The organism is Methylobacillus glycogenes JCM 2850, from assembly GCF_000617925.1.
Taxonomy (GTDB): domain Bacteria; phylum Pseudomonadota; class Gammaproteobacteria; order Burkholderiales; family Methylophilaceae; genus Methylobacillus; species Methylobacillus glycogenes.
Genome location: NZ_BAMT01000011.1, coordinates 13,141 through 35,080 on the forward strand (window position 1 = coordinate 13,141; position 21,940 = coordinate 35,080).

The 21,940-nt window shown below is 55.3% G+C and carries 15 protein-coding genes and 6 pseudogenes; 5 read left to right on the plus strand and 16 right to left on the minus strand.

Features of this window, described 5'->3' with window-relative positions:
- The first annotated feature begins 6 nt into the window (after nt 1-6).
- The 4 genes from rplQ (at nt 7) to JCM2850_RS13005 (ending at nt 4,307) form a co-directional block, all read left to right on the plus strand.
- Nucleotides 7-402: a 50S ribosomal protein L17 gene (rplQ, locus tag JCM2850_RS12990; RefSeq protein WP_025872384.1), complete on the plus strand. Its 396-nt coding sequence runs from the start codon at nt 7-9 to the stop codon at nt 400-402.
- 251 nt (nt 403-653) lie between these two features.
- Nucleotides 654-1,400: a glycosyltransferase family 25 protein gene (locus tag JCM2850_RS12995; RefSeq protein WP_025872385.1), complete on the plus strand. Its 747-nt coding sequence runs from the start codon at nt 654-656 to the stop codon at nt 1,398-1,400.
- 190 nt (nt 1,401-1,590) lie between these two features.
- A complete protein-coding gene (mgtE, locus tag JCM2850_RS13000) occupies nt 1,591-3,030 on the plus strand; it encodes a magnesium transporter (protein WP_025872387.1) in 1,440 nt (479 codons plus the stop codon).
- Complete coding sequence (locus tag JCM2850_RS13005) at nt 3,027-4,307, plus strand: mechanosensitive ion channel family protein (RefSeq protein WP_025872389.1); 1,281 nt, start codon at nt 3,027-3,029, stop codon at nt 4,305-4,307. Before mgtE ends, JCM2850_RS13005 begins: the two co-directional genes overlap by 4 nt.
- A gap of 119 nt (nt 4,308-4,426) precedes the next feature.
- Here the strand turns inward: JCM2850_RS13005 and rpmG are convergent, their stop codons facing one another.
- The 4 genes and pseudogenes from rpmG to coaBC all read right to left on the minus strand — a co-directional run bounded on the left by rpmG (nt 4,427) and on the right by coaBC (nt 6,640).
- Nucleotides 4,427-4,582: a 50S ribosomal protein L33 gene (gene rpmG, locus JCM2850_RS13010; protein WP_011478679.1), complete on the minus strand. Its 156-nt coding sequence runs from the start codon at nt 4,580-4,582 to the stop codon at nt 4,427-4,429.
- An 11-nt stretch (nt 4,583-4,593) separates the two neighbouring features.
- Nucleotides 4,594-4,830 carry a 50S ribosomal protein L28 gene (gene rpmB, locus JCM2850_RS13015; RefSeq protein WP_025872392.1) on the minus strand — a complete coding sequence of 79 codons (237 nt, stop codon included), beginning with the start codon at nt 4,828-4,830 and terminating at the stop codon, nt 4,594-4,596.
- 105 nt (nt 4,831-4,935) lie between these two features.
- Nucleotides 4,936-5,388, minus strand: coding sequence for a dUTP diphosphatase (dut, locus tag JCM2850_RS13020; RefSeq protein WP_025872394.1), 453 nt, complete (start codon nt 5,386-5,388; stop codon nt 4,936-4,938).
- An 11-nt stretch (nt 5,389-5,399) separates the two neighbouring features.
- Nucleotides 5,400-6,640, minus strand: a pseudogene (gene coaBC / locus JCM2850_RS19250) (bifunctional phosphopantothenoylcysteine decarboxylase/phosphopantothenate--cysteine ligase CoaBC).
- Between the two features lie 67 nt (nt 6,641-6,707).
- Between coaBC and radC the strand changes: the two are divergent.
- A complete protein-coding gene (gene radC, locus JCM2850_RS13030) occupies nt 6,708-7,382 on the plus strand; it encodes a RadC family protein (RefSeq protein WP_025872396.1) in 675 nt (224 codons plus the stop codon).
- A gap of 104 nt (nt 7,383-7,486) precedes the next feature.
- On the opposite strand, the gene JCM2850_RS13035 is transcribed toward radC, so the two are convergent.
- From JCM2850_RS13035 to JCM2850_RS19285, 12 genes and pseudogenes are all read right to left on the minus strand, one after another.
- Nucleotides 7,487-7,753, minus strand: a complete 267-nt coding sequence (locus JCM2850_RS13035) for a hypothetical protein (RefSeq protein WP_025872398.1) — start codon at nt 7,751-7,753, stop codon at nt 7,487-7,489.
- 220 nt (nt 7,754-7,973) lie between these two features.
- Complete coding sequence (locus JCM2850_RS22960; protein ID WP_036266234.1) at nt 7,974-9,485, minus strand: sulfite reductase subunit alpha; 1,512 nt, start codon at nt 9,483-9,485, stop codon at nt 7,974-7,976.
- Complete coding sequence (locus JCM2850_RS22965; protein WP_234406260.1) at nt 9,479-10,459, minus strand: molybdopterin dinucleotide binding domain-containing protein; 981 nt, start codon at nt 10,457-10,459, stop codon at nt 9,479-9,481. The genes JCM2850_RS22960 and JCM2850_RS22965 overlap by 7 nt, the downstream gene beginning before the upstream one ends.
- Nucleotides 10,399-12,320 (minus strand): annotated as a pseudogene (locus JCM2850_RS22970) (molybdopterin-dependent oxidoreductase). Before JCM2850_RS22970 ends, JCM2850_RS22965 begins: the two are co-directional and overlap by 61 nt.
- A complete protein-coding gene (gene nirD, locus JCM2850_RS13050; protein ID WP_025872400.1) occupies nt 12,253-12,615 on the minus strand; it encodes a nitrite reductase small subunit NirD in 363 nt (120 codons plus the stop codon). Before nirD ends, JCM2850_RS22970 begins: the two are co-directional and overlap by 68 nt.
- Nucleotides 12,616-12,682: 67 nt before the next feature.
- Nucleotides 12,683-13,828 (minus strand): ferredoxin-like domain-containing protein, encoded by a 1,146-nt coding sequence (locus JCM2850_RS23630; RefSeq protein ID WP_305079988.1) that lies wholly within the window; start codon nt 13,826-13,828, stop codon nt 12,683-12,685.
- 8 nt (nt 13,829-13,836) lie between these two features.
- A complete protein-coding gene (locus JCM2850_RS23635; protein ID WP_305079989.1) occupies nt 13,837-15,246 on the minus strand; it encodes an FAD-dependent oxidoreductase in 1,410 nt (469 codons plus the stop codon).
- A gap of 366 nt (nt 15,247-15,612) precedes the next feature.
- Nucleotides 15,613-17,305 (minus strand): annotated as a pseudogene (locus JCM2850_RS19270) (bifunctional protein-serine/threonine kinase/phosphatase).
- 24 nt (nt 17,306-17,329) lie between these two features.
- Nucleotides 17,330-18,540, minus strand: a pseudogene (locus JCM2850_RS19275) (nitrate/nitrite transporter).
- Nucleotides 18,541-18,640: 100 nt separating this feature from the next.
- A complete protein-coding gene (gene cobA / locus JCM2850_RS13070) occupies nt 18,641-19,408 on the minus strand; it encodes a uroporphyrinogen-III C-methyltransferase (RefSeq protein ID WP_234406261.1) in 768 nt (255 codons plus the stop codon).
- A gap of 235 nt (nt 19,409-19,643) precedes the next feature.
- A pseudogene (locus tag JCM2850_RS19280) lies at nt 19,644-21,061 on the minus strand (alginate export family protein).
- A 70-nt stretch (nt 21,062-21,131) separates the two neighbouring features.
- Nucleotides 21,132-21,937 (minus strand): annotated as a pseudogene (locus JCM2850_RS19285) (ABC transporter ATP-binding protein).
- Nucleotides 21,938-21,940: the final 3 nt, after the last annotated feature.

The window sequence follows — 21,940 nt, forward strand, 5'->3', positions numbered from 1 at the left end:
ATCACTATGCGTCATCGCAACAGCAATCGTAAATTAAACCGCACCAGCAGCCATCGTCTGGCTATGCTGCGCAACATGGCCAACTCTTTGCTGCGTCATGAAGTTATCAAGACCACTTTGCCTAAGGCCAAGGAACTGCGTCGTGTTGCAGAGCCTTTGATCACTCTGGGCAAGGAAGCTACTCTGGCTAACCGCCGTCTGGCTTTCAACCGTCTGCGTGACCGTGATATCGTTGGCAAGCTCTTCAATGAACTGGGCCCACGCTACCAAACACGTAACGGTGGTTACCTGCGTATCCTGAAGTGCGGTTTCCGCCAAGGTGACAATGCCCCTATGGCACTGGTTGAACTGGTTGACCGTCCAGAACTCGCAGTTGATGGTGAAGTAGTTAGCGCAGAATAAATCTGATGCGGCAGTAGCCAAATCCAAAAAAGCTGGTTTTTTAACCAGCTTTTTTATTGCGCCTTTGCCATGCATGCCAACGTTGCTGCGCCTGCATTGCAGCGCATTATGGCTTATGGGTGTGTGCAGGTTCACAGCAGCAGTACTAGCAAAGAGGGTTGCATCCCGTTGCTTAATTAAAGCATTTGCATATAATTTTGCTTTTAATTTTAAGTCATGGCTGCGCCGTTTGAAGGCGGCCATTCCACCAGATGGCTGCTACCCTAGATATTCCCTGTTTCGTCATTAACATGGCCAAGGAGCTGACGCGCTGGCATGCGTTGCAGGCCCAGTGTCCGCCTGAGCTTAAATTCACACGTTTTGACGCAGTGGATGGCCGCTGTGCCGCAGAGCATAGCGTTAGCCAGATTCAGGATTTGGGACAACTCACCGCGCCAGAGCTGGGCTGCTTGCTGAGCCATATTGGTGTTTGGCAGCATGTTCTGCAGCAAGATCTTCCCTTGGCTGTCGTGCTGGAAGACGATGTCATGTTTGGCAAAAACTTTGCGGCCAGATTGCAAGGTTTTTTACAGCGCTTACCGCAGAATTTTGAGCTGGCTTATTTAGGTTTTAATGCTAATGCGCATGTGAAGTTTGCTATTCCCGGCGTCGGTAAGGTGGTTGTCATCGTGGATGGGGAGCACTACGACCTCAATACTGAAGAAACCGCCTGCTATCGTCTTTATCGGGCCTGGGGAACATGTGCTTATGTGATTTCACAGCAGGGTGCAGCGCGTTTACTTGATCTTGTCATGAACAAGACCTACCCTGGCTACCACCATTTTGATTTTACCAACGGTTTGGGTGGGCTACTTAATTGTGCTTTCCCAACATCTCCCATCGATATGCGTATCATGTCATTGATGGAGCAGTTGCAGGCTTATGTCGCTTTTCCGCCCATCTGCCAGCCTCATCCTCAGCTTGATAGCACCATTACACAGCGCGCGTGGGATGCTTGAACCTGCTTTATGCCCATCTGTCGCAAAATATATCTGTGCCGCAGGGCGGTAAGTGGGGCACAAATGATAGGCACAATACCAGCGGCATAATAAAATCTGTCTGTTGGTGCCAAGTCATCATTCGGCATCGCGTCACCCAGCACCAGGGTTGTTATTACTTCAACGTACCATCATAAGCTTGCAAGGCGATATGGCAGATAGACAAGAATCAAAAGAAAGTTTGCAGGAGAGCTTGCAACAGGTCATCAGCTTGCTGAGCAAGCACAAGCTGGTTGAAGAGCTATTGCACAAGCAGGACATGCCTAAGCAGGCGCTGGTGCAGAACCTGGTACACAAGCAAAACCTGGTAGAACTGCAGAAAAAGCTGGATACCCTGCATCCCGCTGACGTTGCCTATATTCTTGAGGCCTTGCCTTTAGAGCAGCGTCTTGACGTTTGGGATCTGGTCAAGGCCGAGCGCGACGGTGAAATCCTGCTGGAAGTATCGGATGCGGTGCGCCAGACGCTGATTGCGGACATGGATTCCGATGAGTTGCTGGCGGCCGCAGAGCAACTGGATACCGATGAGCTGGCCGACCTGGCGCCAGACCTTCCCAAAGATGTGCTGCAAGAGCTGCTGGAGAGCCTGGATAGCCGCAACCGCGAACGGCTGCAATCGGCTCTGGCCTATATGGATGATGCCGTGGGCGCGCTCATGGATTTCGATATCATCACCATACGTGAAGACATCACACTGGAAGTGGCGCTACGTTATCTGCGCCGTATAGGCAGCCTGCCTGACCATACCGATAAATTGTTTGTGGTAGACCGCAATGATGTCCTGCGAGGTGTGTTGCCGCTCAAGCGTCTGGTGGTGAATGATCTGGATTCTGGTGTTGCGGAAATCATGGCCGATGATGCGGTGGTATTCCACCCCCAGGATAAAGCCGACGAGGCCGCCAAGGCCTTTGAACGCTATGACTTGGTGACAGCCCCGGTAGTAGACGAAAACAATCGCCTGGTAGGCCGACTGACGGTGGATACGGTGATGGACTATATCCGCGAAGAAGCCGAAAGCGATATGTTGTCCATGGCGGGTCTGCGCGAAGAAGAAGATATATTCTCTTCGGTCTGGAAATCGGTGCAAAACCGCTGGACCTGGTTGGCGATCAATCTGGTAACCGCCTTTGTTGCCTCGCGCGTTATCGGCATGTTTGAAGGCTCGATTGAAAAAATTGTCGCTTTGGCGGCCTTGATGCCTATTGTCGCTGGCATAGGCGGTAACTCCGGCAATCAGACCACCACCATGATTGTGCGTGGGTTAGCGCTGGGGCAAATCTCCTATTACAACACCCGCTCCCTGCTAATCAAGGAAACCGGAGTTGGGCTGTTGAATGGCCTGATCTGGGGTAGCGTGCTGGGGATTATTGCCTACCTGCTGTATGACAATGTGGCCCTGGGCCTGGTCATGACAGCTGCGATGACGCTGAATCTATTACTGGCTGCGGTGATGGGGGTGATGATTCCTTTAATCATGTCCAGTCGCTTCAATCGTGATCCTGCGGTTGGCTCCAGCGTATTGATCACCGCGGTCACCGATAGCGGTGGCTTCTTTATCTTCCTGGGTCTGGCGACCATCTTCCTGCTATGAACAACACTATCTTCACTGTCTGGCAAGACCTGCAGGCAGATTTCTCCTCCGCTGCAGTGGTGTGGCAAGTTGGCATCATTGTCAGCAGCCTGGTGATTGCCTGGTCTCTCAATAGCCTGCAACGTGCCCGTCTGGCCAGTAGCAATGTGCATCAGGCGGCTATTGATGGGCTGACCCGTATTCTCTTCCCCATCTCATCGCTGGTGATGATCTGGATTGGCCAGCTGGTACTGGCCAACTGGTATAGCCCCAGCCTGCTGGAGTTGGCTTCCAGGCTCTTAATTGCCATGGCCGTCATCCGCCTTGCCGTCTATGTACTGCGCTTTGTGTTTTCCCCCAGTGGCTGGCTCAAGACCACAGAAAACATCCTATCCAGCACCGTCTGGGTAGTGCTGGCGCTGCATGTCACTGGTGTGCTGCCAGATATACTTGAAGCGCTGGATGGCGTGCGCTTTACCGTGGGCAAGAGCCCGGTGAGCTTGCTGCTGGTGATACAAGGCTTGTTGACCGTGCTGGTCACCTTGTTTATTGCGCTGTGGTTAAGCCGTTTGATTGAGAACCGCCTGATGCAGGCGCAAAACATCAATATCAATATGCGTGTGGTCATCAACAAAGTCATACGCATCGCCTTTATCTTTGTGGCCGTCATGGTGGCCTTGTCGGCGGTGGGGCTGGATCTCACATTGCTATCGGTGTTTGGTGGCGCCTTGGGTGTGGGTCTGGGCTTTGGCTTGCAGAAGATTGCCAGCAACTATGTCAGCGGCTTTATCATCCTGCTCGATGAATCCATGAATCTGGGAGATATCGTCACCATAGGTTCCTACTACGGCATAGTGCAAGAACTGCGCTCACGCTATATGGTGCTACGTCAGCTGGATGGCACGGATGTCATTATCCCCAATGAAACCCTGATCACCAGCGCGGCCATCAACCATACGGCCATCAGGCGTAGGGTTCCTATCAAGCTGCCTATACAGGTGGCGTATGAAACCGATATTCGTGAAGCGCTGGCCTTGATGGTAGAGATAGGCAAGAAACAGCCACGGGTGATGCAAGAGCCACCACCAGATGCCAAGCTGGTAGGCTTTGCCGAAAGCGGCATAGACCTCAACCTGACCGTCTGGGTGCCAGACCCTGAAAATGGGGCGGGCAGTATTCCGCACGATATTTATATGGCACTCTGGGACGAGTTCAAGAAGCGCGGTATATCCATCCCTTACCCGCAACGCGAAGTGCGCATCTTGCAGCAGGAAACACCTGCTACGCCTGGTCAATAATTGGCCTGCAAGCCAGCAGGCCTATCTTGATGCAATCCAAATTCGATCAAATTAGCATCACTTGAGCTTAGGCAATAAAAAAGCCCGCATATGCGGGCTTTTTCTTGGGAGCAACAAGCTTATTTCAGCTTGGTTTCCTTGTACAGTACATGCTTGCGAGCAACGGGATCAAACTTCTTGATCTCCATTTTTTCTGGCATGGTGCGCTTGTTCTTGGTCGTGGTGTAGAAGTGACCAGTACCAGCGCTGGATTCCAGTTTGATTTTTTCACGCATGATTTAAGTCCTTAAATGTTTTCGCCGCTGGCACGCAGATCAGCCAGAACAGCATCAATACCGTTCTTGTCGATTGTGCGCAGTGCAGCATTGGTGATACGTAGGCTGATCCAGCGGTTTTCGCTCTCTACCCAGAACTTGCGGTTTTGCAGGTTAGGAAGGAAACGACGCTTGGTCTTGTTGTTTGCGTGGGAAACGTTATTCCCAACCATCGGCTTTTTGCCGGTTACCTGACATACGCGTGCCATGGTTGACTCCGAAATTCGAAAGACCGCATTTATACCATGAAAAACTAAATGTTTTCAAGTGTATTGGAAGATTTTTAATTAGCAGCTAAAGCTGCAATCCCAGGCTTAATGCTTGCCAGTGCTGCCAAAACCGCCTTCACCACGCGAACTTTCGGTGAATTCAGCGACAATATTAAAGCTGGCTTGTACCACAGGCACAATCACCAGCTGCGCAATGCGCTCCATGGGGTTGATGATGAAACTATCCTTGCCGCGGTTCCAGCACGATACCAGCAGTTGGCCCTGATAATCTGAATCGATCAGGCCCACCAGATTGCCCAGCACAATGCCATGCTTATGGCCCAGGCCAGAGCGCGGCAAAATCAGTGCCGCATACTGTGGGTCTGCCAGATGGATAGCCAGGCCTGTGGGGATCATGATGGTGTCGCCGGGGTGCAGCGTCTGGGTGTGCTCCAGACAGGCGCGCAAATCCAGGCCAGCAGAGCCAGGCGTGGCGTAGGCGGGCAGCATGTGCTGCAGGCGTGGGTCTAAAATCTTGATATCAATATTGAGGCTCATGTTAGGTATGCTCATTTCTGCTTGTCGGTATGGGTGAACATGGTGGCAATATGTTGCAGCAGCCCATGCGCCAGTTCAATCTTGGGGCCGTGTGGCAGCGGGTGGCTGCCAGCGTCATCTATCAGCACCAGGCTGCTTTCATCCTGTCCCAACGCCTCACTGGCAATATTGGCCGCGATTAATGGAATATGTTTGCGGCGACGTTTTTCTTCGGCGTATTGCAGTAAATTCTCGGTTTCAGCCGCAAAGCCAACGCAGAAAGGCGGATTAGGGCGCGCTGCCACTGTAGCCAGGATATCGGGGTTGGGTTCCAGCGTAATGGTCAGGCTTTGCTGACTTTTCTTCAGCTTATGCTGACTGCTTTGCTGTGGTCTGTAATCTGCCACTGCCGCAACTGCAATGAAAATATCCTGACCCGGGAGTTGTGACTCCACCGCGTCCAGCATTTCCAGCGCACTGGTGACTTTAATGGTGCGGGCAGCTGCGGGGGGCTGCAAAGCAACCGGGCCACTGACCAGGGTGACGGTTGCCCCTAATTCTATGGCAGCTTGCGCCACGCTGTAACCCATCTTGCCCGAGCTATGATTGCTGAGCGCACGTACCGGGTCTAGCGCTTCTACCGTGGGGCCAGCCGTAATCAAGATGCGCTTGCCCGCAAGTAATGCGTTTGCAGCGGAAGGTCTTGCAGAGGCAGGGTTTGACGCACTGGCGCTGGCGGCCAATATCTCTGCCAACAAGGCCTCGGCTTCCAGCATGCGGCCCATCCCGGTCTCGCCACAGGCTTGTGCGCCGCTCTCCGGGCCAAATAGCCGTACACCATCCTGTTGCAGTTGCACGATATTGCGCTGGGTAGCAGCCTGCTGCCACATCTGGCGATTCATGGCCGGTGCCACATAAAGTGGACAGTCACGCGCCAGGCAAAGCGTACTCAGCAAATCATCCGCATGGCCGTGTACCAGCTTGGCAATAAAATCTGCACTGGCGGGGGCGACGAGAATGGCATCTACTTGGCGGGAAAGATCGATATGCGCCATGCCGCGGCTACTACTATCATCCAGAGGCCAGTGTGCACAGGGTTGCCTGATAGCGCCTGAAAAGTCAGCGGCGTCACAAAACGCGTGGCAGACTCCGTCATCACCACATGCACATTAATGTCTTGTTTTACAAGCAGTCTCACCAGCTCTGCGGATTTGTAGGCGGCAATGCCTCCGCTAATGCCGAGCAAGAGGTTTTTTATGGAATAATCACTCATCAGGATGGTAGGCAGGCGTAGAAACACCGCTGGAAATTTCACCCGATTCTATATGAAAGGCTGAAGCGTGGCGATTACTGATTGGCCGGACAATGAGCGCCCCAGAGAGAAACTACTGGGCAGAGGAGCGGCGGCATTGTCTGATGCCGAGCTATTGGCAATTTTTCTGCGTACTGGCGTGATGGGCAAATCCGCCGTAGATCTGGCGCGTGATCTGCTGGCGCACTTTTCCAGCCTCAACGGCATATTTGCTGCCAGCGCTCAGGAAATCACAGGCGTGCATGGCATGGGCCGCAGCAAGTTTGTGCAGTTGCAGGCCATCTTTGAAATGAGTCGCCGCGCCTTGCTGGAGCAAATGCATGAGCGCGATGTCCTGACTTCACCGCAAGCGGTGCGCCAATACCTCAATATGAAAATAGGTGGCCAGCCCCATGAAGTGTTTATGGCCTTGTTTCTTGATGCCCAACATAGAGTGGTGGCAGTTGAGGAATTATTCCGCGACACCTTGACCCAAGCCAGAGTCTATCCGCGAGAAGTGGTCAAGCGGGCGCTGTACCATAATGCTGCTGCCGTGATATTTGCCCACAATCACCCCTCAGGCGAGGCAAAGCCAAGCGAGGCAGACAAATTACTCACCGAAGCGCTTAAAGCCGGATTGCAGTTGGTGGATATACGCGTGCTGGACCACTTTGTGGTTGCCGGAAACAAGATCTGCTCGTTTAGCGAACTTGGGCTGCTTTAGGCGCTACCCTTAATATCGCGCTGCCATGAGGCAGCGCTCTCAATGTCCAGTGCTCTCAAAGTACAAACCCCGCCGAGGGTATGCAAGCGCAATGCAGGGAGTGATTAACGGCCTTTACCGCTCAGTGAGCCGCGATTGAAATGCTTGTCGCCAGGCGGGATGCAACGCGTACCAAAGTAACCACCTTGTGACTTGGGTGGGCATTCACCATTGATGCGTTGACCCGGCTCCGCATATTGCCAGCTACCATCCGGCTGCAACACCACAGATTCACCTTCACTGGTAGTCGCGTTAATCTCACGGCCTTCTTCGGCCATCACGGGTAGTGCCAGCCAGCCACCGAGGGCAGCGGCAAATAGGGTATGTCTCATGCGATCTCATCCTTATCTCTGTTGTCAGCCTGGTCATATTGCACAGCCTAGCCAGTTTTTTGCTGCCGATATTGCCACGCATGGTCATGAAGAGCTAGCGCAATTAGTGACAAGTTCGCGCTATCTGGTTGGTGACTAGTAGCAATATCCGGCAGTGATATAAGGAAAGACCGGAAATTAAAGCTTAAGGTTCCTGCCTTCAAGTCTCACGCGTATTCCCTTAATACACGTCACGCACATAGCGTTTATCGCGACTCATATTGCTGACATACTCAGCAGCCGCTGCCGCGCTCATCCCGCCATGCACCTCAATAATTGTCTTCAACGCCTGATCCACATCTTTAGCCATGCGGCTGGCATCACCGCACACGCGGAAGTGCGCGCCTTGTTGCAACCATTGCCACAGCTCAGCCCCATGTTCCAGCATGCGTTGCTGCACATAAATCTTCTCTGCCTGGTCACGAGAGAAAGCGGTATCAAGACGCGTCAGAATGCCATGCGCCTGAAATGCCTGTAATTCATCCTGGTAATAAAAGTCCGTGGCGGCATGCTGCTCGCCAAAGAACAGCCAGTTCTTGCCTTTAGCCATGCTGGCTTGACGCTCCTGCAAAAAGCCAATAAATGGCGCGATACCTGTGCCCGGCCCCACCATAATCATGGGCGTATCCGGATTGCTGGGCACGCGGAAGTGTGCGGATTTTTGGACAAAAATAGGCACATCAACATCAGTCGCTCTATCAGCCAGGAAAGTCGAGCACACACCGCCACGCGCTTGCCCAGCATCACCATAACGCACTACCGATACCGTCAAATGCACCTGATGCGGGAAAAGCTTGGGACTGGAGGATATGGAATACAACCGCGGTTGCAGCGGCTTAAGCACGCCCAGCCATTCACTGGCACTGGCCACCACAGGGAAGGCTTGCACCAGGTCTATCAACTGCTTGCCCCAGAGCCAGGTTTGCAGTTCGGCCTGCTGTTCTGCGGCCAGCAGGGCCTGCAATTGAGGGTGCTGGCTGCGCGATGCGCAGAATTTGAGTATATCGGGCGTGATGCGCGCAATATCGTAATAGTGTGACAGCGCCTGTACCAAGGGCACCTGCTTTTCTTCCTGCCCTTGCTTGATAGCCACCATGGTAGTGGCCGTGAGCTTGAGCGTGGCCAGTATATTGCCCACCAGCTCCGCGCAATTGGTTGGCCAAACACCTAATGCATCTCCGGCTTCATAGCTAAAGCCGCTATCACCCAGCTCAAAGCCAAACTGGCGTATTTCCTTGCTTGAGCCGCTAGCATTGAGGCGCTTATTGATAAGTAGCCTGGTGCGCAGAGGGTGCTGGCGGGTATAGCTAGGCGCAGAGCTGCCCGTTGTTGCTTCGCTTTCCAGGGCAGTGTCCACCCCGGCATAAGCTGCTTGTGCCGGGCTGCGTACGTTGGCTTGCTGGGTATTTTCCTGCTTGAGGCTCACGACTACGGCTTCCAGCCAACCTAGTGCCACTTCCTCAAAGTCCGGCTCGCAGTCCACCCGCGCATGCAGGCTCTTGGCACCCAGTGCAGTGAGCCGGGCTTCCAGTTTGCGGCCAAAACCACAGAACTGGTCATAGTTGGAATCGCCAAAGGCCAGCACGGCAAAGCGTGTCTGTTCCAGCCTGCTGGCGCTCTCGGCCTGCAAGGCCTGCCAGAGTGCGTTGGCATTATCAGGCGGATCACCATCACCAAAGGTGCTGGTCAGCAATAGTAGTTGGCGGCTTTCTGCAACGTAGAAGGGCTGGTGCTATCCATGCTGGCCAGGGTGACGGCATAACCTTCAGCCTGTAGGCGCTGTGCGCACTTGGTGGCAAAGGCCTCGGCATTACCAGTTTGCGAGGCCCAGAGTACGGTGACTTGGGGCTGTTCGGTTGCTGAGGAATGGCTGGCTGCGCTGGATTCACTGACAAAAGTACGAGAGAAAATGCCCGCCAGAATGCCATCCAGCAGCACACGCTTGGCTGGCTCTAGCGGCGCGGTGCTGGGCAACACGGGCACACCGCCGCGCTGGCGTGATTCTTCTGTACCCAGGCCTGTGAGATAGCCTTGCATATAGCGCTGTTCATTAGCATCAAGATTGATCTCGGGTACGCGGTCCAGGCCTAGCAGTTTTGCCAAGGCGTTGATGTCTGTCATGGCAAGTTCCTTTACATGAGTCTGGGTGGATGCAGAGATAGCGGCGCTTGCGAGTGCGGATGCTTGATCGTCATTTTGCGATGCATGTTGCGATGCATATTGTGGTGACTGCACCTCAAGCGCTGTGGCGGCTGCCACGCGTTGCAGGCTGACGGCACACACTTTGAACTCTGGCTGTTGCGAGAGTGGGTCTATCGCATCATTGGTCACCGCATTGATGGCCAACTGGTCACCAAAGCAGTCATTCCAATGGAAAGGCGCAAAACTATTGCCTGGAAGTACACGCTCGCTCACCACAGCAGGTAGCACCGCCACGCCGCGGCGTGAGCGCACCGCTACCTGGTCTCTATCCTTGATATCCAGCGCTGCGGCATCGTCCGGGTGCAGTTCTATAAACGGGCCGGGGTTGAGTTTGTTCAGGGTGGCAATCTTCCCGGTCTTGGTCATGGTGTGCCATTGATGCTGCAAGCGGCCTGTATTCAAAATCAGTGGGTATTCAGCATCCGGCAGCTCGGCCGCAGGCATATGCGGACGCGCAAAGAACACGCCCTTACCGCTCTTGGTGGCAAAGGCCAGGCGCGGGGCGCTGCCATCCGCATTGATTTTGCGTTCCTGGTGTATGCCATCGTTGAGGTAACGGATAGGCTGGCGCTGGGTCTGGCTATTTGCCGCACGCGGCCATTGCAGCGGTTGGCTGCGCAGTTGTTCATGCTGATGCCACGAATTTCATAGCCTGTCTTGCGGTTGGAGGTTTGGGTAATCTCGGCAAACACCTCGGCCGCAGATGCGTAAGTAAAGCCTTCGGCAAAGCCCATCTCACAAGCCACGCTGGCGATAATCTGCCAATCGGCCATGGCCTCGCCAGGTGCAGCCACCGCTTGCTGCATCAACGTCATATTGCGCTCGGAGTTGATCATCACCCCTTCAGCTTCGGCCCAGAGCGCGCCCGGCAGCAGGATATCTGCATAGCGATTTGTTTCCGTGTCCAGGAAGGCATCCTGGGTAATCACCAGCTCGGCGGCTTCCAGCCCGGCAATCACCTGCTTGCGATTGGCCACACTGGCCACCGGTTGGTGCAGATAATCCAGCAGGCTTTGATCTTGCCTGCCGCCATTTGCTCAAACATGGCCACGGTGCCGCCTAGCTGGCGGGTGTGCAGAGTATTGGCTGGGATATTCCACAGCTGTTCCATGAATGCACGGTCTTCTTCTACCAGCACCGAGCGCTGACCGGGTAAGCCTGGGCCCATATAACCCATCTCGCGCCCGCCCATGGCATTGGGTTGGCCCGTCAGTGAGAAAGGCCCACTGCCTGGACGGCAAATGGCACCTGTGGCCAGGTGCAGATTGCAGATGGCATTGGTGTTCCAGGTGCCATGGGTGCTTTGGTTCAGGCCCATGGTCCAGCAGCTCATCCAGTTCTTGGCTGTGCCTATCAAGGCTGCTGCCTGCGCAAGGTCAGCCTCGGCAATGCCTGTGATCTCCTCCACTTTTTGCGGGCTGTAGTCTTGCAGGAAGGCAGGCATGGCTTCCCAGCCTTCGGTGAATTCAGCAATAAATGCGGGGTCGGTGTGACCGTTCTTCAGCAGCAGATGCAGCAGGCCATTGAGCAGGGCCAGGTCGGTGCCCGGCTTGATCTGCATGAAAAGATCGGCCTTGTCTGCGGTGGTGTTGCGCCTGGGGTCAACGACGATGAGTTTGGCCCCGGCCTTGACCCTGTCCATCATGCGCAGGAACAGAATTGGGTGGCAGTCCGCCATATTGGCCCCGATGACAAAAAACACATCGGCCTGGTCGAAATCTTCATAAGAACCCGGTGGGCCATCTGCCCCCAGAGAGAGCTTATAGCCGCTGCCAGCACTGGCCATGCACAGGCGCGAGTTGGATTCTATGTTATTGCTGCCCAGATAACCCTTGACCAGCTTGTTAGCGAGATACTGCGATTCTATGGACATCTGGCCAGAGACATACAGCGCAATGGCTTCCGGGCCGTGGCTGTCCAGTATCTCGCGCAGGCGGCGCGCGGTTTCCTTGATGGCGCTATTGATCTCGACGCGCTTGGGTTCCTGCTTGCGCTCGTGGCGCATATAAGCATGTTCCAGCCTGCCTGTGCCCACCAAGGCCTGGGCGCAGGTATTGCCCTTGGTGCAGAGGCGGCCACGGTTGGTGGGGTGTTCCTTGTCGCCGACTACTTTGATAATGCGTTGGTCGGCAACTTCCATGACAATGCCGCAACCTACGCCGCAGTAGGGGCACACGGATTTGATGGCGGTGGTGGGGCTGGTCATGATGGCTGCTCTGCCTAGTGTTGAGTGCTCAGTGAATAAACTCAGTACGGCATCAAGCCTGTACCCAGACATTGCGCTCGCGCAGTTCCACCGCGTAGGTGTTGAGCGCGGTGGCTGCATCTTCAACGCAACAGCCAGTGCGCAGCTGGTAGTGGTGCTTATAGATAGGCGAAGCCACTACAGGCTCGCCCGCAAGATCGCCCACCAGACCGCGAGACAGCACATTGGCACCGCTGTGCGGGTCGTGGTTATCCAGCGCGTATAGCTGATCATCCTGCAGACGGAAGATGGCGATCTGCTTGCCATTCACCAGCGCGCAGACGCCAGTGTTTGGCCAGATATCGTCCAGCTTGCAGATGGCTTCCCAACGTTCAGCGGCTGCGGTGTTTTCTGAATTTGCGCTTAACTGACTCATATCAACTCCTAAACTTAATGCTTAATTTTTAATCAATTTTTGTAATCAACCTGGTCAAGCAACCCGGTTAATCAACGAGCGCCAGAATGGGGATCACCTTGTCCTGGCGTTTTTCTTCCAGGGTGGCAGGGCGCATCTGATCACGCTCAGGCACAAAGACGATATTGCTGTCGCCTGCGCTGCTGTTGATAAAGCTGCGGAAGCGTTGGCGTACTTCTGGGTTGGTGACGGCCGTCTTCCATTCATCCTGATAGTTGTCCACCACGTGCTGCATCTGCGCTTCCAGTTCCGCGCCCAGGCCCAGGCTATCGTTAAGAATGACGTCCTTGAGGTAATCCAGGCCGCCTTCCAGGTTGTCGCGCCAGGTGCTGGTGCGTTGCAGGCGGTCAGCAGTGCGGATATAGAACATCAGGAATCGATCTATCATCTGTACCAGTTGATCGCGGCTGAGGTCGCTGGCCAGCAGTTCGGCATGGCGTGGCTTCATGCCGCCATTGCCGCAGACATAGAGGTTCCAGCCGTTTTCAGTGGCAATTACGCCCACATCCTTGCCCTGAGCTTCCGCGCATTCACGGGTGCAGCCAGAAACGCCAAACTTGATCTTGTGCGGCGCACGCAGGCCCTTGTAGCGGTTTTCCAGCGCCACAGCCAAGCCCACGCTGTCATCCACGCCATAGCGGCACCAGGTAGAGCCGACGCAGCTTTTGACGGTACGCAAGGACTTGCCATAGGCATGGCCGGATTCAAAGCCAGCCGTAATCAACTCTTCCCAGATATTGGGCAATTGCTCGACGCGGGCGCCAAACATATCCACGCGCGCCCCGCCAGTCACCTTGGTATACAAACCGTATTTCTTGGCAATCTGACCGATGGCAATCAGGCCGTCAGGCGTGACTTCACCACCGGGCATACGCGGTACTACCGAGTAGCTGCCATCCTTCTGGATGTTGCCCAGGAAGTAATCGTTGGAATCCTGCAGTGAGGCCAGGTCTTTCTTTAGAATGAAATCGTTCCAGCATGAAGCCAGCACACTGGCGACAGTAGGCTTGCAGATATCGCAACCCATGCCCTTGCCGTGCTTGTGCAACAGCTCGTCAAAGCTCTTGATCTGTTCCACACGCACCATGTGGTAAAGCTCCTGGCGCGAGTAGGGGAAGTGTTCGCACAGATGGTTGTTCACCGCCATGCCGTGCTTGCGCATCTCGGCTTTCATGACTTGTGTCACCAGTGGCACGCAGCCGCCGCAGGCTGTACCTGCTTGGTGCAAGCCTTGATCTCGCCTATGCTGCAGGCACCGCCTGCCACGGCTTCGCCTATGGCTGCCTTGCTGACGTTGTTGCATGAGCAAAGTACCGCAGTGTCTGGCAGCGCATCCACGCCCAGGCCGGGTTTGGCCTGGCCATCGCTGGCTGGCAGGATAAGAAATTCAGGGTTTTCCGGCAGTGGCATGGCGTTGAGGGCCATTTGCTGCAAAGTGCCAAACTCATCGGCATTGCCAATCAGCACTGCGCCCAGCAAGGTCTTGCCATCTTCGCTGACCACAATCTTCTTGTAGATCTGACGCAACTGGTCGAGGTAGTGGAAGCTGCGGCTACCGTGGGTCTTGCAATGAGCATCACCTACGCTGGCCACATCCACGCCCATGAGCTTGAGCTTGGTGCTCATGTCTGCACCCTCAAAGGTGAGGTTGTGATCACCAAACAGATGCGCACAAGCCACGCGTGCCATGTCATAGCCAGGCGCTACCAGGCCGAACATTTCATTGTTCCAGCTGGCGCACTCGCCTATGGCATAGATATTGTGGTCGCTGGAGCGCGAGAACTGATCAATGGCAATGCCGCCACGCGCACCTATCGCCAGGCCGGATTCACGTGCCAGTTCATCGCGTGGGCGTATACCTGCCGAGAACACAATCATGTCGGTTTCCAGCCAGGTGTCATCAAAGAACATCATGCGATGACGCGCGGTAGCGCCTTCAACAATCGCCGTGGTGTTGCGGTTGGTGTGCACATGCACGCCCAGTTCTTCAATCTTGGCGCGCAATACTTCTCCACCTGCTTCATCCACCTGCACCGCCATCAGGCGTGGGGCAAATTCCACCACATGGGTATTCAGGCCCATATCGCGCAAGGCCTTGGCACATTCCAGGCCCAGCAGGCCGCCACCCACTACCACGCCACTCTTGGCTTGCTTGCCAGCGGCTGTCATGGCTTCCAGATCTTCTATGGTGCGGTAGACAAAGCAGTTTTCACGGTCACGCCCGGCTACCCCTGGGACAAAAGGCACAGAGCCTGTGGCCAGTACCAGCTTGTCATAAGGCAGGGTGCTGCCATCATCCAGGGTAATGATGTGCTTGTGGCGGTCTATGCCAGTAGCCTTGGCGTTAAGGCGCAGGCTGAGCCCGGGTCTGTCATAGAAGCCTGGCTCTACCAGGGAAAGATCCTCGGCGCTGCTGCCAGAGAAGAAGCTGGAGAGGTGCACGCGGTCATAAGCGGCACGTGGCTCTTCGCCCAATACCGTCACCTGCAGATTGGCAGCGGCGAGATCAGGGTGGCGCTTCACCAGCTCCTGCACAAAATAGTGGCCTACCATGCCGTTGCCAACTACCACCAAGCGTGTGTATTCATTCATCGTCGTGTTCCCTTGCACATAAACCTTAAACGCAAAACGGCGTCCATCGCCTGCCCAGCAGCTGCCTTGGGCAGTGCTCAACAAACAATGGACGCCGTTGTCCAGATCAGGATTTTCCCCGCAGGAAAATCCCTAAAATTTTTTCTCGCCACATCAGGACGAGTTCAATAGCTATAAAGCAATGTCCGTACCAGATTCCTGGATTAAGCATTCACGCGCCTATGCAGCAGGTTTTGCTGCTGTGCTGGAGCTATAAAATTTCGCGTTATGCACCAAAAAGGCACACTCGCGCAAAAGCAGTGCGCGGCAGTGAAGGGCTGGGGGGTGATGGATTTTGCTTGCTGAAAATGAGCTAAGTGAAGAGCTTCAGGAAATAAACATCAGATAGATCAAGACCAAATTGACCAGGATGGAACAAACCGCCAGCCATTGCCATTGCTGCAAGCCTGCGCGCGAAATCAAAGGGGTGCGTTGCATGGGCAGCAAGGGGCGTGATTCGCCCAGTTCCAGTGCCAGCAACATTTCCTCCGCAGTCTCAAAGCGCGATTCAGGATTCTTGCAACGGCCTTCAAAATAATGTTTTCCAGCCAGCCCGGGATATCTGGGCGGTAGCGCGTGGGTGGCACGGGCTCACCAAAGCGCGGATGCTGGAAAGGCTCAATCTCGCCATAGGGATATTTGCGTGTCAGCAAGTGATACAAGGTGACGCCTGCCGCATAGAGATCGCTACGCACCGAGCTTGCCCATGTTCAAACAATTCCGGTGCCATAAAGCTGGGCGTGCCCGGATTGGGCATGACTTCATCCTGTTGGTGCAGGCCGCTGGTGGCAACGCCGAGGTCAAGAATGCGCAGGCGGTTATCCTTGCCCATATGCAGGTTGGCGGGCTTGATGTCTCTATGTAGGATATGCAGGCGGTGCAGTGCACCCAGGCCGCGCAGCATTTCTATGCCTATGCGCGTGCACCCGGCCATAGTGAAGTGATGGCCGTGTTCCAGCCTATGTTGCAGCGTGGCACCCTCATGCCAGCTCATAACGTAATACAGCTTGCTGCGCTGCTCGGCATCCAGCGGCAATACCTGGGGCAGATATTGCGACATGATGCGTTTGGCCAGCCACTCTTCATTGAGCAGGGCCTGACAACTTTCTTTGTCATCGGCCAACAGTGCTTGCAGGGTTTTTAGCACCCAGATTTGCCCGCTTTGCCTGTGCTGCACCTTGTAGACCATGCTGGCGCGGGACTGGTGCAACAGCTCCAGCACAGTGAAACTGTCAATGTCTTCTCCCGCCTTGAGCTTGGCGGGTGGGCTGAGTTCGCGGCCAGAAGCCAAGTGGTCGGTAAGTGTTTCCTCACCTGTGGCAGTCACCCGCACTACCACTGCGGTGGCGTTGTCATTGCCACCTGCGGCCATGGCTTGGCGCGTGAGTTCGTCACAGGCTTTTTGCGGGTTGTCGTACAAGCCCAGAATATGGTGTATCACGCTTTGGCCCAGCGTGCCCCAGACACCATCGGTCAACAACGCATAAACATCACCTACCTGCGTGTTGCCCTCGGCATAGTCCACACTAAGTTGATTATCCAGACCCACGGCACGTTTGAGCACATGGCGCATATCTGGCCTGTCCCAGACGTGATCGGTGGTGAGTATGTCCAGCTGGCCTGCACGCAGGCGATAAAGCCGACTATCACCGACATGGCCGACGTAATAGCGTTGGCCGCGCAGCACCAATAGCGAGAGCGTGGTGGCCATGCCTGCCATCTCCCGGTGTTGCAACGCCTGCGACAATATCCAGCGATTGGCCGCAACCAACACCTTATCCAGGGCCACCGGGATTTCCCAGGTATCTGGCGTGGCATAGTAATCGGTCAACAGCGTGCGCACGGTCATTTCTGCGGCCTCGCGGCCCCCGGCATTGCCACTGACGCCATCCGCCACCGCAAAGATGGCACCTTTGAGGTTGGGGGTGGCGCCTGTGGGCGTGACCAGCCCGGCAAAATCTTCATTGCGTTCGCGCTGGCCGATAACGCTGCTGCTGCCGGTGAGAAATTCCAGTGACATGCTAAGTAACTCGCTAGGCTGGCATTAGATACGGGCGCTGGTAACCGCCGCTGAGCCCCAGGTGGTGCGCCAGCGTTTTTTCACCAGAGACAAGCCTATCAAGGCAATCAGCGCCAGGCCAGCAAACATGGCCAGACCTACCTGGTAGTTACCTGTCAGTTGCTTGGAGTACCCCATGCTGGAAGCCAGGTAGAAGCCGCCTATGCCGCCCGCCATGCCAATCAGCCCGGTCATCACGCCTATTTCCTTGCGGAAGCGTTGCGGCACCAGCTGGAACACCGCGCCGTTACCCATGCCCAGCGAGGCCATGGCCAATACCACCACGGCCAGGCCCGCCCATTGCTGCTGCAAACCAAAACTCAAAATGAACAGGAAGCTGGCCGCGAGTATATACATGGCGCTCAGCGTGCGTATGCCACCTATGCGGTCAGCCAGATTGCCGCCTATAGGGCGCACAAAGGAACCGGCAAACACGCAGGCGGCGGTGAAGTAACCCGCATGTACCGGGTCCAGACCATATTGATCGTTGAAGTAGATCGTCAGCGAAGAAGCCATGCCAACAAAACCACCGAAAGTGACGCTGTAGAAGAACATAAACCACCAGGCGTCCTTATCCTTGAGCACGGCCAAATACTGGCCCAAGGATTTGCCTGCTGGTGGGTTGGGCGCATCCTTGGCAAACAGCATATACACCACCAGGGCGATGCTGAGCGGAATCAAGCCAGGCCAAATACATTGTTCCAGCCAAAGGCCAAAGCCAGGCCAGGGGCAAACAGCGCCGCCAGGGCCGTGCCGGAGTTACCCGCCCCGGCAATCCCCAAGGCTGTACCCTGGTGCTCGGGCGGATACCAGCGTGAAGCCAGCGGCAGTGCTACCGCAAATGAAGCACCCGCAAACCCGAGGAAAACGCCCAGCAACAAAGCCTGCTGATAGGAGTGCACACCATTGACCCAGGCGAAAGCCAGGGCAGCCAGCACAATCAATTGGCCAATCAGGCCCGCTTTCTTGGGCTGAATCTGATCCACCAACACGCCCATAACCAGACGTAGCAAAGCCCCGGTCAGCACCGGGGTGGCTACCATCATGCCTTTTTGCGCTGGGCTGAGCTGCAGGTCGCCTGCGATTTGCACCGCCAGCGGGCCTAGTAACACCCAGACCATAAAGCTGAGGTCGAAATAGAGAAACGCGGAAAACAGGGTCGGTTTGTGGCCCGCCTGCCAGAAACTGGTCTTCATAAAAGTCCTTGAGTAGTCAATTTGCCAATGTGTCTGCAGGTGTGTGCTGCAGGCTGTGATTTTTGATAGTGAGAAATCTGTTGTGTATTCCCGCCCAGGTTTAAGCCGCGATGGACAAGGAAGCCAGCAAATCCTGACTCTGCGCCAGGCGTACCACATCGCCCACCACGATAATTGCCGGGCTAGCCAGGCCTGCCTGTTTTACCGCGGCAGGCAGCTCAGCCAGTGTGCTGGTGACATGCTGTTGCTGCGGCAAACTGCCATTCTGGATTGCTGCCACTGGCGTATCCGGGCGCATGCCAGCAGCGAGCAGTTCGCGGCTGATGGTCGCCAGATGTTTCATGCCCATGTAGATCACCAGGGTAGTGCCGGATTGCGCCAGGGCCTGCCAGTTTTGGCCGCATTCGCCATCTTGCAGATGGCCAGTGACAAAGCTGACGCCATGGCTGTAGCGCCTGTGGGTGACCGGAATGCCTAGCATGGTCGGCGCGGCGATACCGCTGGTAATGCCAGGAACCACCACGCACTCCAGGCCTGCTGCACGCAGTTCCAGCATTTCCTCGCCACCACGCCCAAAGAGGAAAGGGTCACCACCCTTGAGCCTGACCACGGTTTGGCCTTGTTCGGCCAGGGCCACCATCATGCGGTTGATAAAATGCTGGGGCGTGGATTTGCAGCCGCCGCGCTTGCCTACTTCAATCACACGCGCTTGCGGTGCATGCTGCAATAGCTCGCGATTCACCAGATCATCCAGCAGCACGACATCGGCCGCTTGTAATGCCTTGACGGCTTTGAGTGTCAGTAGCTCAGGGTCGCCCGGGCCTGCGCCTATGAGGTAAACCTTGCCTTTATTCGTACTTGACATCATTTGGTGCCTATCTGGTGATTGATGCTGGTATTTAGCAAAATATGTTCCATTTGGTTAAACCATTTTATTTCAGTGGCTTGCGTAGTTTTTGCGTCAAACTTTCAATGGCGACGCGCCCCATTTTCATGCGTGTGCACCAATGTGGAATCTGACTGTTTCCCTTAATGGTGCATAAAGTGTTTAAGTAGCCAAGCCGCCTTGTGGGCGGCCTGGCAGTCCCGTCTGATGATCAAGCTCAGAAGGTGTACATCATGGTCAGCCACAGCTTCTCGGTATCACGCACCCGCCCGGCAGCATTGTTGCCTGGCAGCAGGGTGTACTGATCTTTCTCGCTGTATTTGCCATATTCAAGTTTGGTCCACAGGTGCGGGTTGACGTTGTAGGTCACGGCCGCATTCCACTCAGTACCAAATTTATCGCCAAAGCCGCCACCCACGGTGTTGAAGTGCGTATCGGACTTCAGCACGTGGTAATCGGCAAAGAAGAGGAAATCACCCCATTTGTAATTGGCGGTCACAAAGCTGTCTTTGAGACCTTCAACCGGAGTGGTAAGGAATTTATCCACCCAGCCCTGGAACAAGTGGTTGGTGCCAAACGGGGTCTGGAAAGCATATTGGCCGCTGTTGCTGGATAACAGCTCTTGATCCACGCGCAGACTGAAATTGCCATATGCGGCACCACCGCCCAGCTTGTAGTAGTGCGCATCTATGCGCGCATCGCCACCGCTGAAGTCGGTCTGCTTGGCATATTCGGCGGTGTAGAGCGCCTTCCAGTCCGGGGTGTAGGGGTGCACGCCATCCAGACGCAGACCTATGATTTTGTTGCCCTGGTCTGCACCCTGGTTGAGATTGCCATTCTTGCCTGCGGCTAGGCCGCCGTTGGCAGCAGCGTTGCCAAACCAGGCGCGGCCATAGCCCAGGTCATCAAAGCTAGAGAAATAGCCATAGCCCACCAGGGATTCAGTGGGAGATAAACGGTATTTGAGATTGACGATTTCCAGCGCGCCGTCACTGCGCAGCTTGGAGGTGATTTGCTGCACGCGCTCAAGATGGCCGAGGAAGATTTCGGTATCCGGTACGCTCTTGTTGAGCAGGGTGGCACCGTCGAATACCTGCATCAACTGGCGGAAGGCGATATCACCGACAAAACGCACATTATCCAGATTGATCTGCTGGCGGCCCAGGCGCAGGCGGTTGTTCTTGATGCCAGTCCAGTCCACATACAGTTGGTTGATGCCGGTATAGTCCGGGTCCACAATCTTGGCGTATTCCAACTTGTCCGGCTGGTTGGAAACGCTGTTGATCAGGCTGCCATTGGTGCTGTCGTTGTAATCATCCTTGAATTTGCTCACGTCTATCAGTTGCGCGCCAAAGCTGAAGTTGTGGAAGGGCGCGGTCTGCCAGCCAGCAGGGTGCGCAGGGTGACGGCATTGGCGTCCTTGAGTGGTGCACCCGCAGGCGAGTTGCCATCCTGTTCCACATGTTCATAGCGCAGGCGCAGGCTGCTGAGATTTTTGCCCGTTTTCACTGCATCCATAAAGGTGTATTCCGGCAGCACTTCCTCGGCCTGGGCGCTGTAGGCTGTCCCCAGCGCCAGCAGCATAAGCGTGCGCCAACAAGCTTGACGCAGGCTGAAACTCGAATTACTTTGCATGTGTTGCTCCTTGTTCTTGAGATGAGGGTGATGTAGTAGGGGCCCGTCCTGACCGACGGGCCTTTTTGCTTTATGCCGCCATATGCGCATGGCGCTCGTAAAGAAACTTCAACACTTCGCTGCGCAAATGGTTGTAGTGGCTGTTTTCGGCAAGCTCCAGGCGGAGGCGTGGTCGCGGCAGATCCACAGGCAAGATATCGCCTATGGTTGCGCCCGGGCCGTTGGTCATCATGACGATGCGGTCTGATAGCAGCACGGCTTCATCCACATCGTGCGTCACCATCACTGCGGTGCAGCCGCGCTTGGCCATAATGCCCATGAGCTCATCCTGCAAATGCGCGCGTGTCAGTGCATCCAACGCACCAAAAGGCTCGTCTAGCAGCAAAACCTTGGGTTCCATCGCCAGCGCACGGGCAATGCCCACGCGCTGCTTCATGCCGCCGGAGATTTCATTGGGGCGCTTGTCTGCTGCGTGCGCCAGACCTACCAGTCAATGGCCGCCTGGGTGCGTTTGGCCAGCTGGGCCTTGCTTTCTTCTGCGCCAAACACGCGCTCTACCGCCAGATAGACATTCTGGAAGCAGCTGAGCCAGGGCAGCAGCGAGTGGTTTTGAAACACCACTGCGCGTTCCGGGCCTGGGCCTGCAATTTCACGCCCGGCGCAGAACAGATTGCCCGCGCTTGGTTGCAACAGCCCGGCAATCAGATTGAGCACGGTAGATTTGCCGCAACCGGAGTGACCGATGATGGAAATGAACTCACCTTCACGGATGTTGAGGTTGACGTGTTTCAGGGCCTCAAAGCGGCCTTTCTTGGTGTGGAAGGTCATATTGACGTCTTCCAGCTGTACGTATCTTTCCTGCAGAATTTTTTCCATGAT

Coding starts and splice junctions, on each gene's coding strand:
- rplQ (WP_025872384.1), top strand. CDS start 7: ATGCGTCATCGCAACAGCAATCGTAAATTAAACCGCACCAGCAGCCAT.
- JCM2850_RS12995 (WP_025872385.1), top strand. CDS start 654: ATGGCTGCTACCCTAGATATTCCCTGTTTCGTCATTAACATGGCCAAG.
- mgtE (WP_025872387.1), top strand. CDS start 1,591: ATGGCAGATAGACAAGAATCAAAAGAAAGTTTGCAGGAGAGCTTGCAA.
- JCM2850_RS13005 (WP_025872389.1), top strand. CDS start 3,027: ATGAACAACACTATCTTCACTGTCTGGCAAGACCTGCAGGCAGATTTC.
- rpmG (WP_011478679.1), bottom strand. CDS start 4,582: ATGCGTGAAAAAATCAAACTGGAATCCAGCGCTGGTACTGGTCACTTC.
- rpmB (WP_025872392.1), bottom strand. CDS start 4,830: ATGGCACGCGTATGTCAGGTAACCGGCAAAAAGCCGATGGTTGGGAAT.
- dut (WP_025872394.1), bottom strand. CDS start 5,388: ATGAGCCTCAATATTGATATCAAGATTTTAGACCCACGCCTGCAGCAC.
- JCM2850_RS13035 (WP_025872398.1), bottom strand. CDS start 7,753: ATGAGACATACCCTATTTGCCGCTGCCCTCGGTGGCTGGCTGGCACTA.
- nirD (WP_025872400.1), bottom strand. CDS start 12,615: ATGAGTCAGTTAAGCGCAAATTCAGAAAACACCGCAGCCGCTGAACGT.
- JCM2850_RS23630 (WP_305079988.1), bottom strand. CDS start 13,828: ATGAAAGCCGAGATGCGCAAGCACGGCATGGCGGTGAACAACCATCTG.
- JCM2850_RS23635 (WP_305079989.1), bottom strand. CDS start 15,246: ATGAATGAATACACACGCTTGGTGGTAGTTGGCAACGGCATGGTAGGC.
- cobA (WP_234406261.1), bottom strand. CDS start 19,408: ATGATGTCAAGTACGAATAAAGGCAAGGTTTACCTCATAGGCGCAGGC.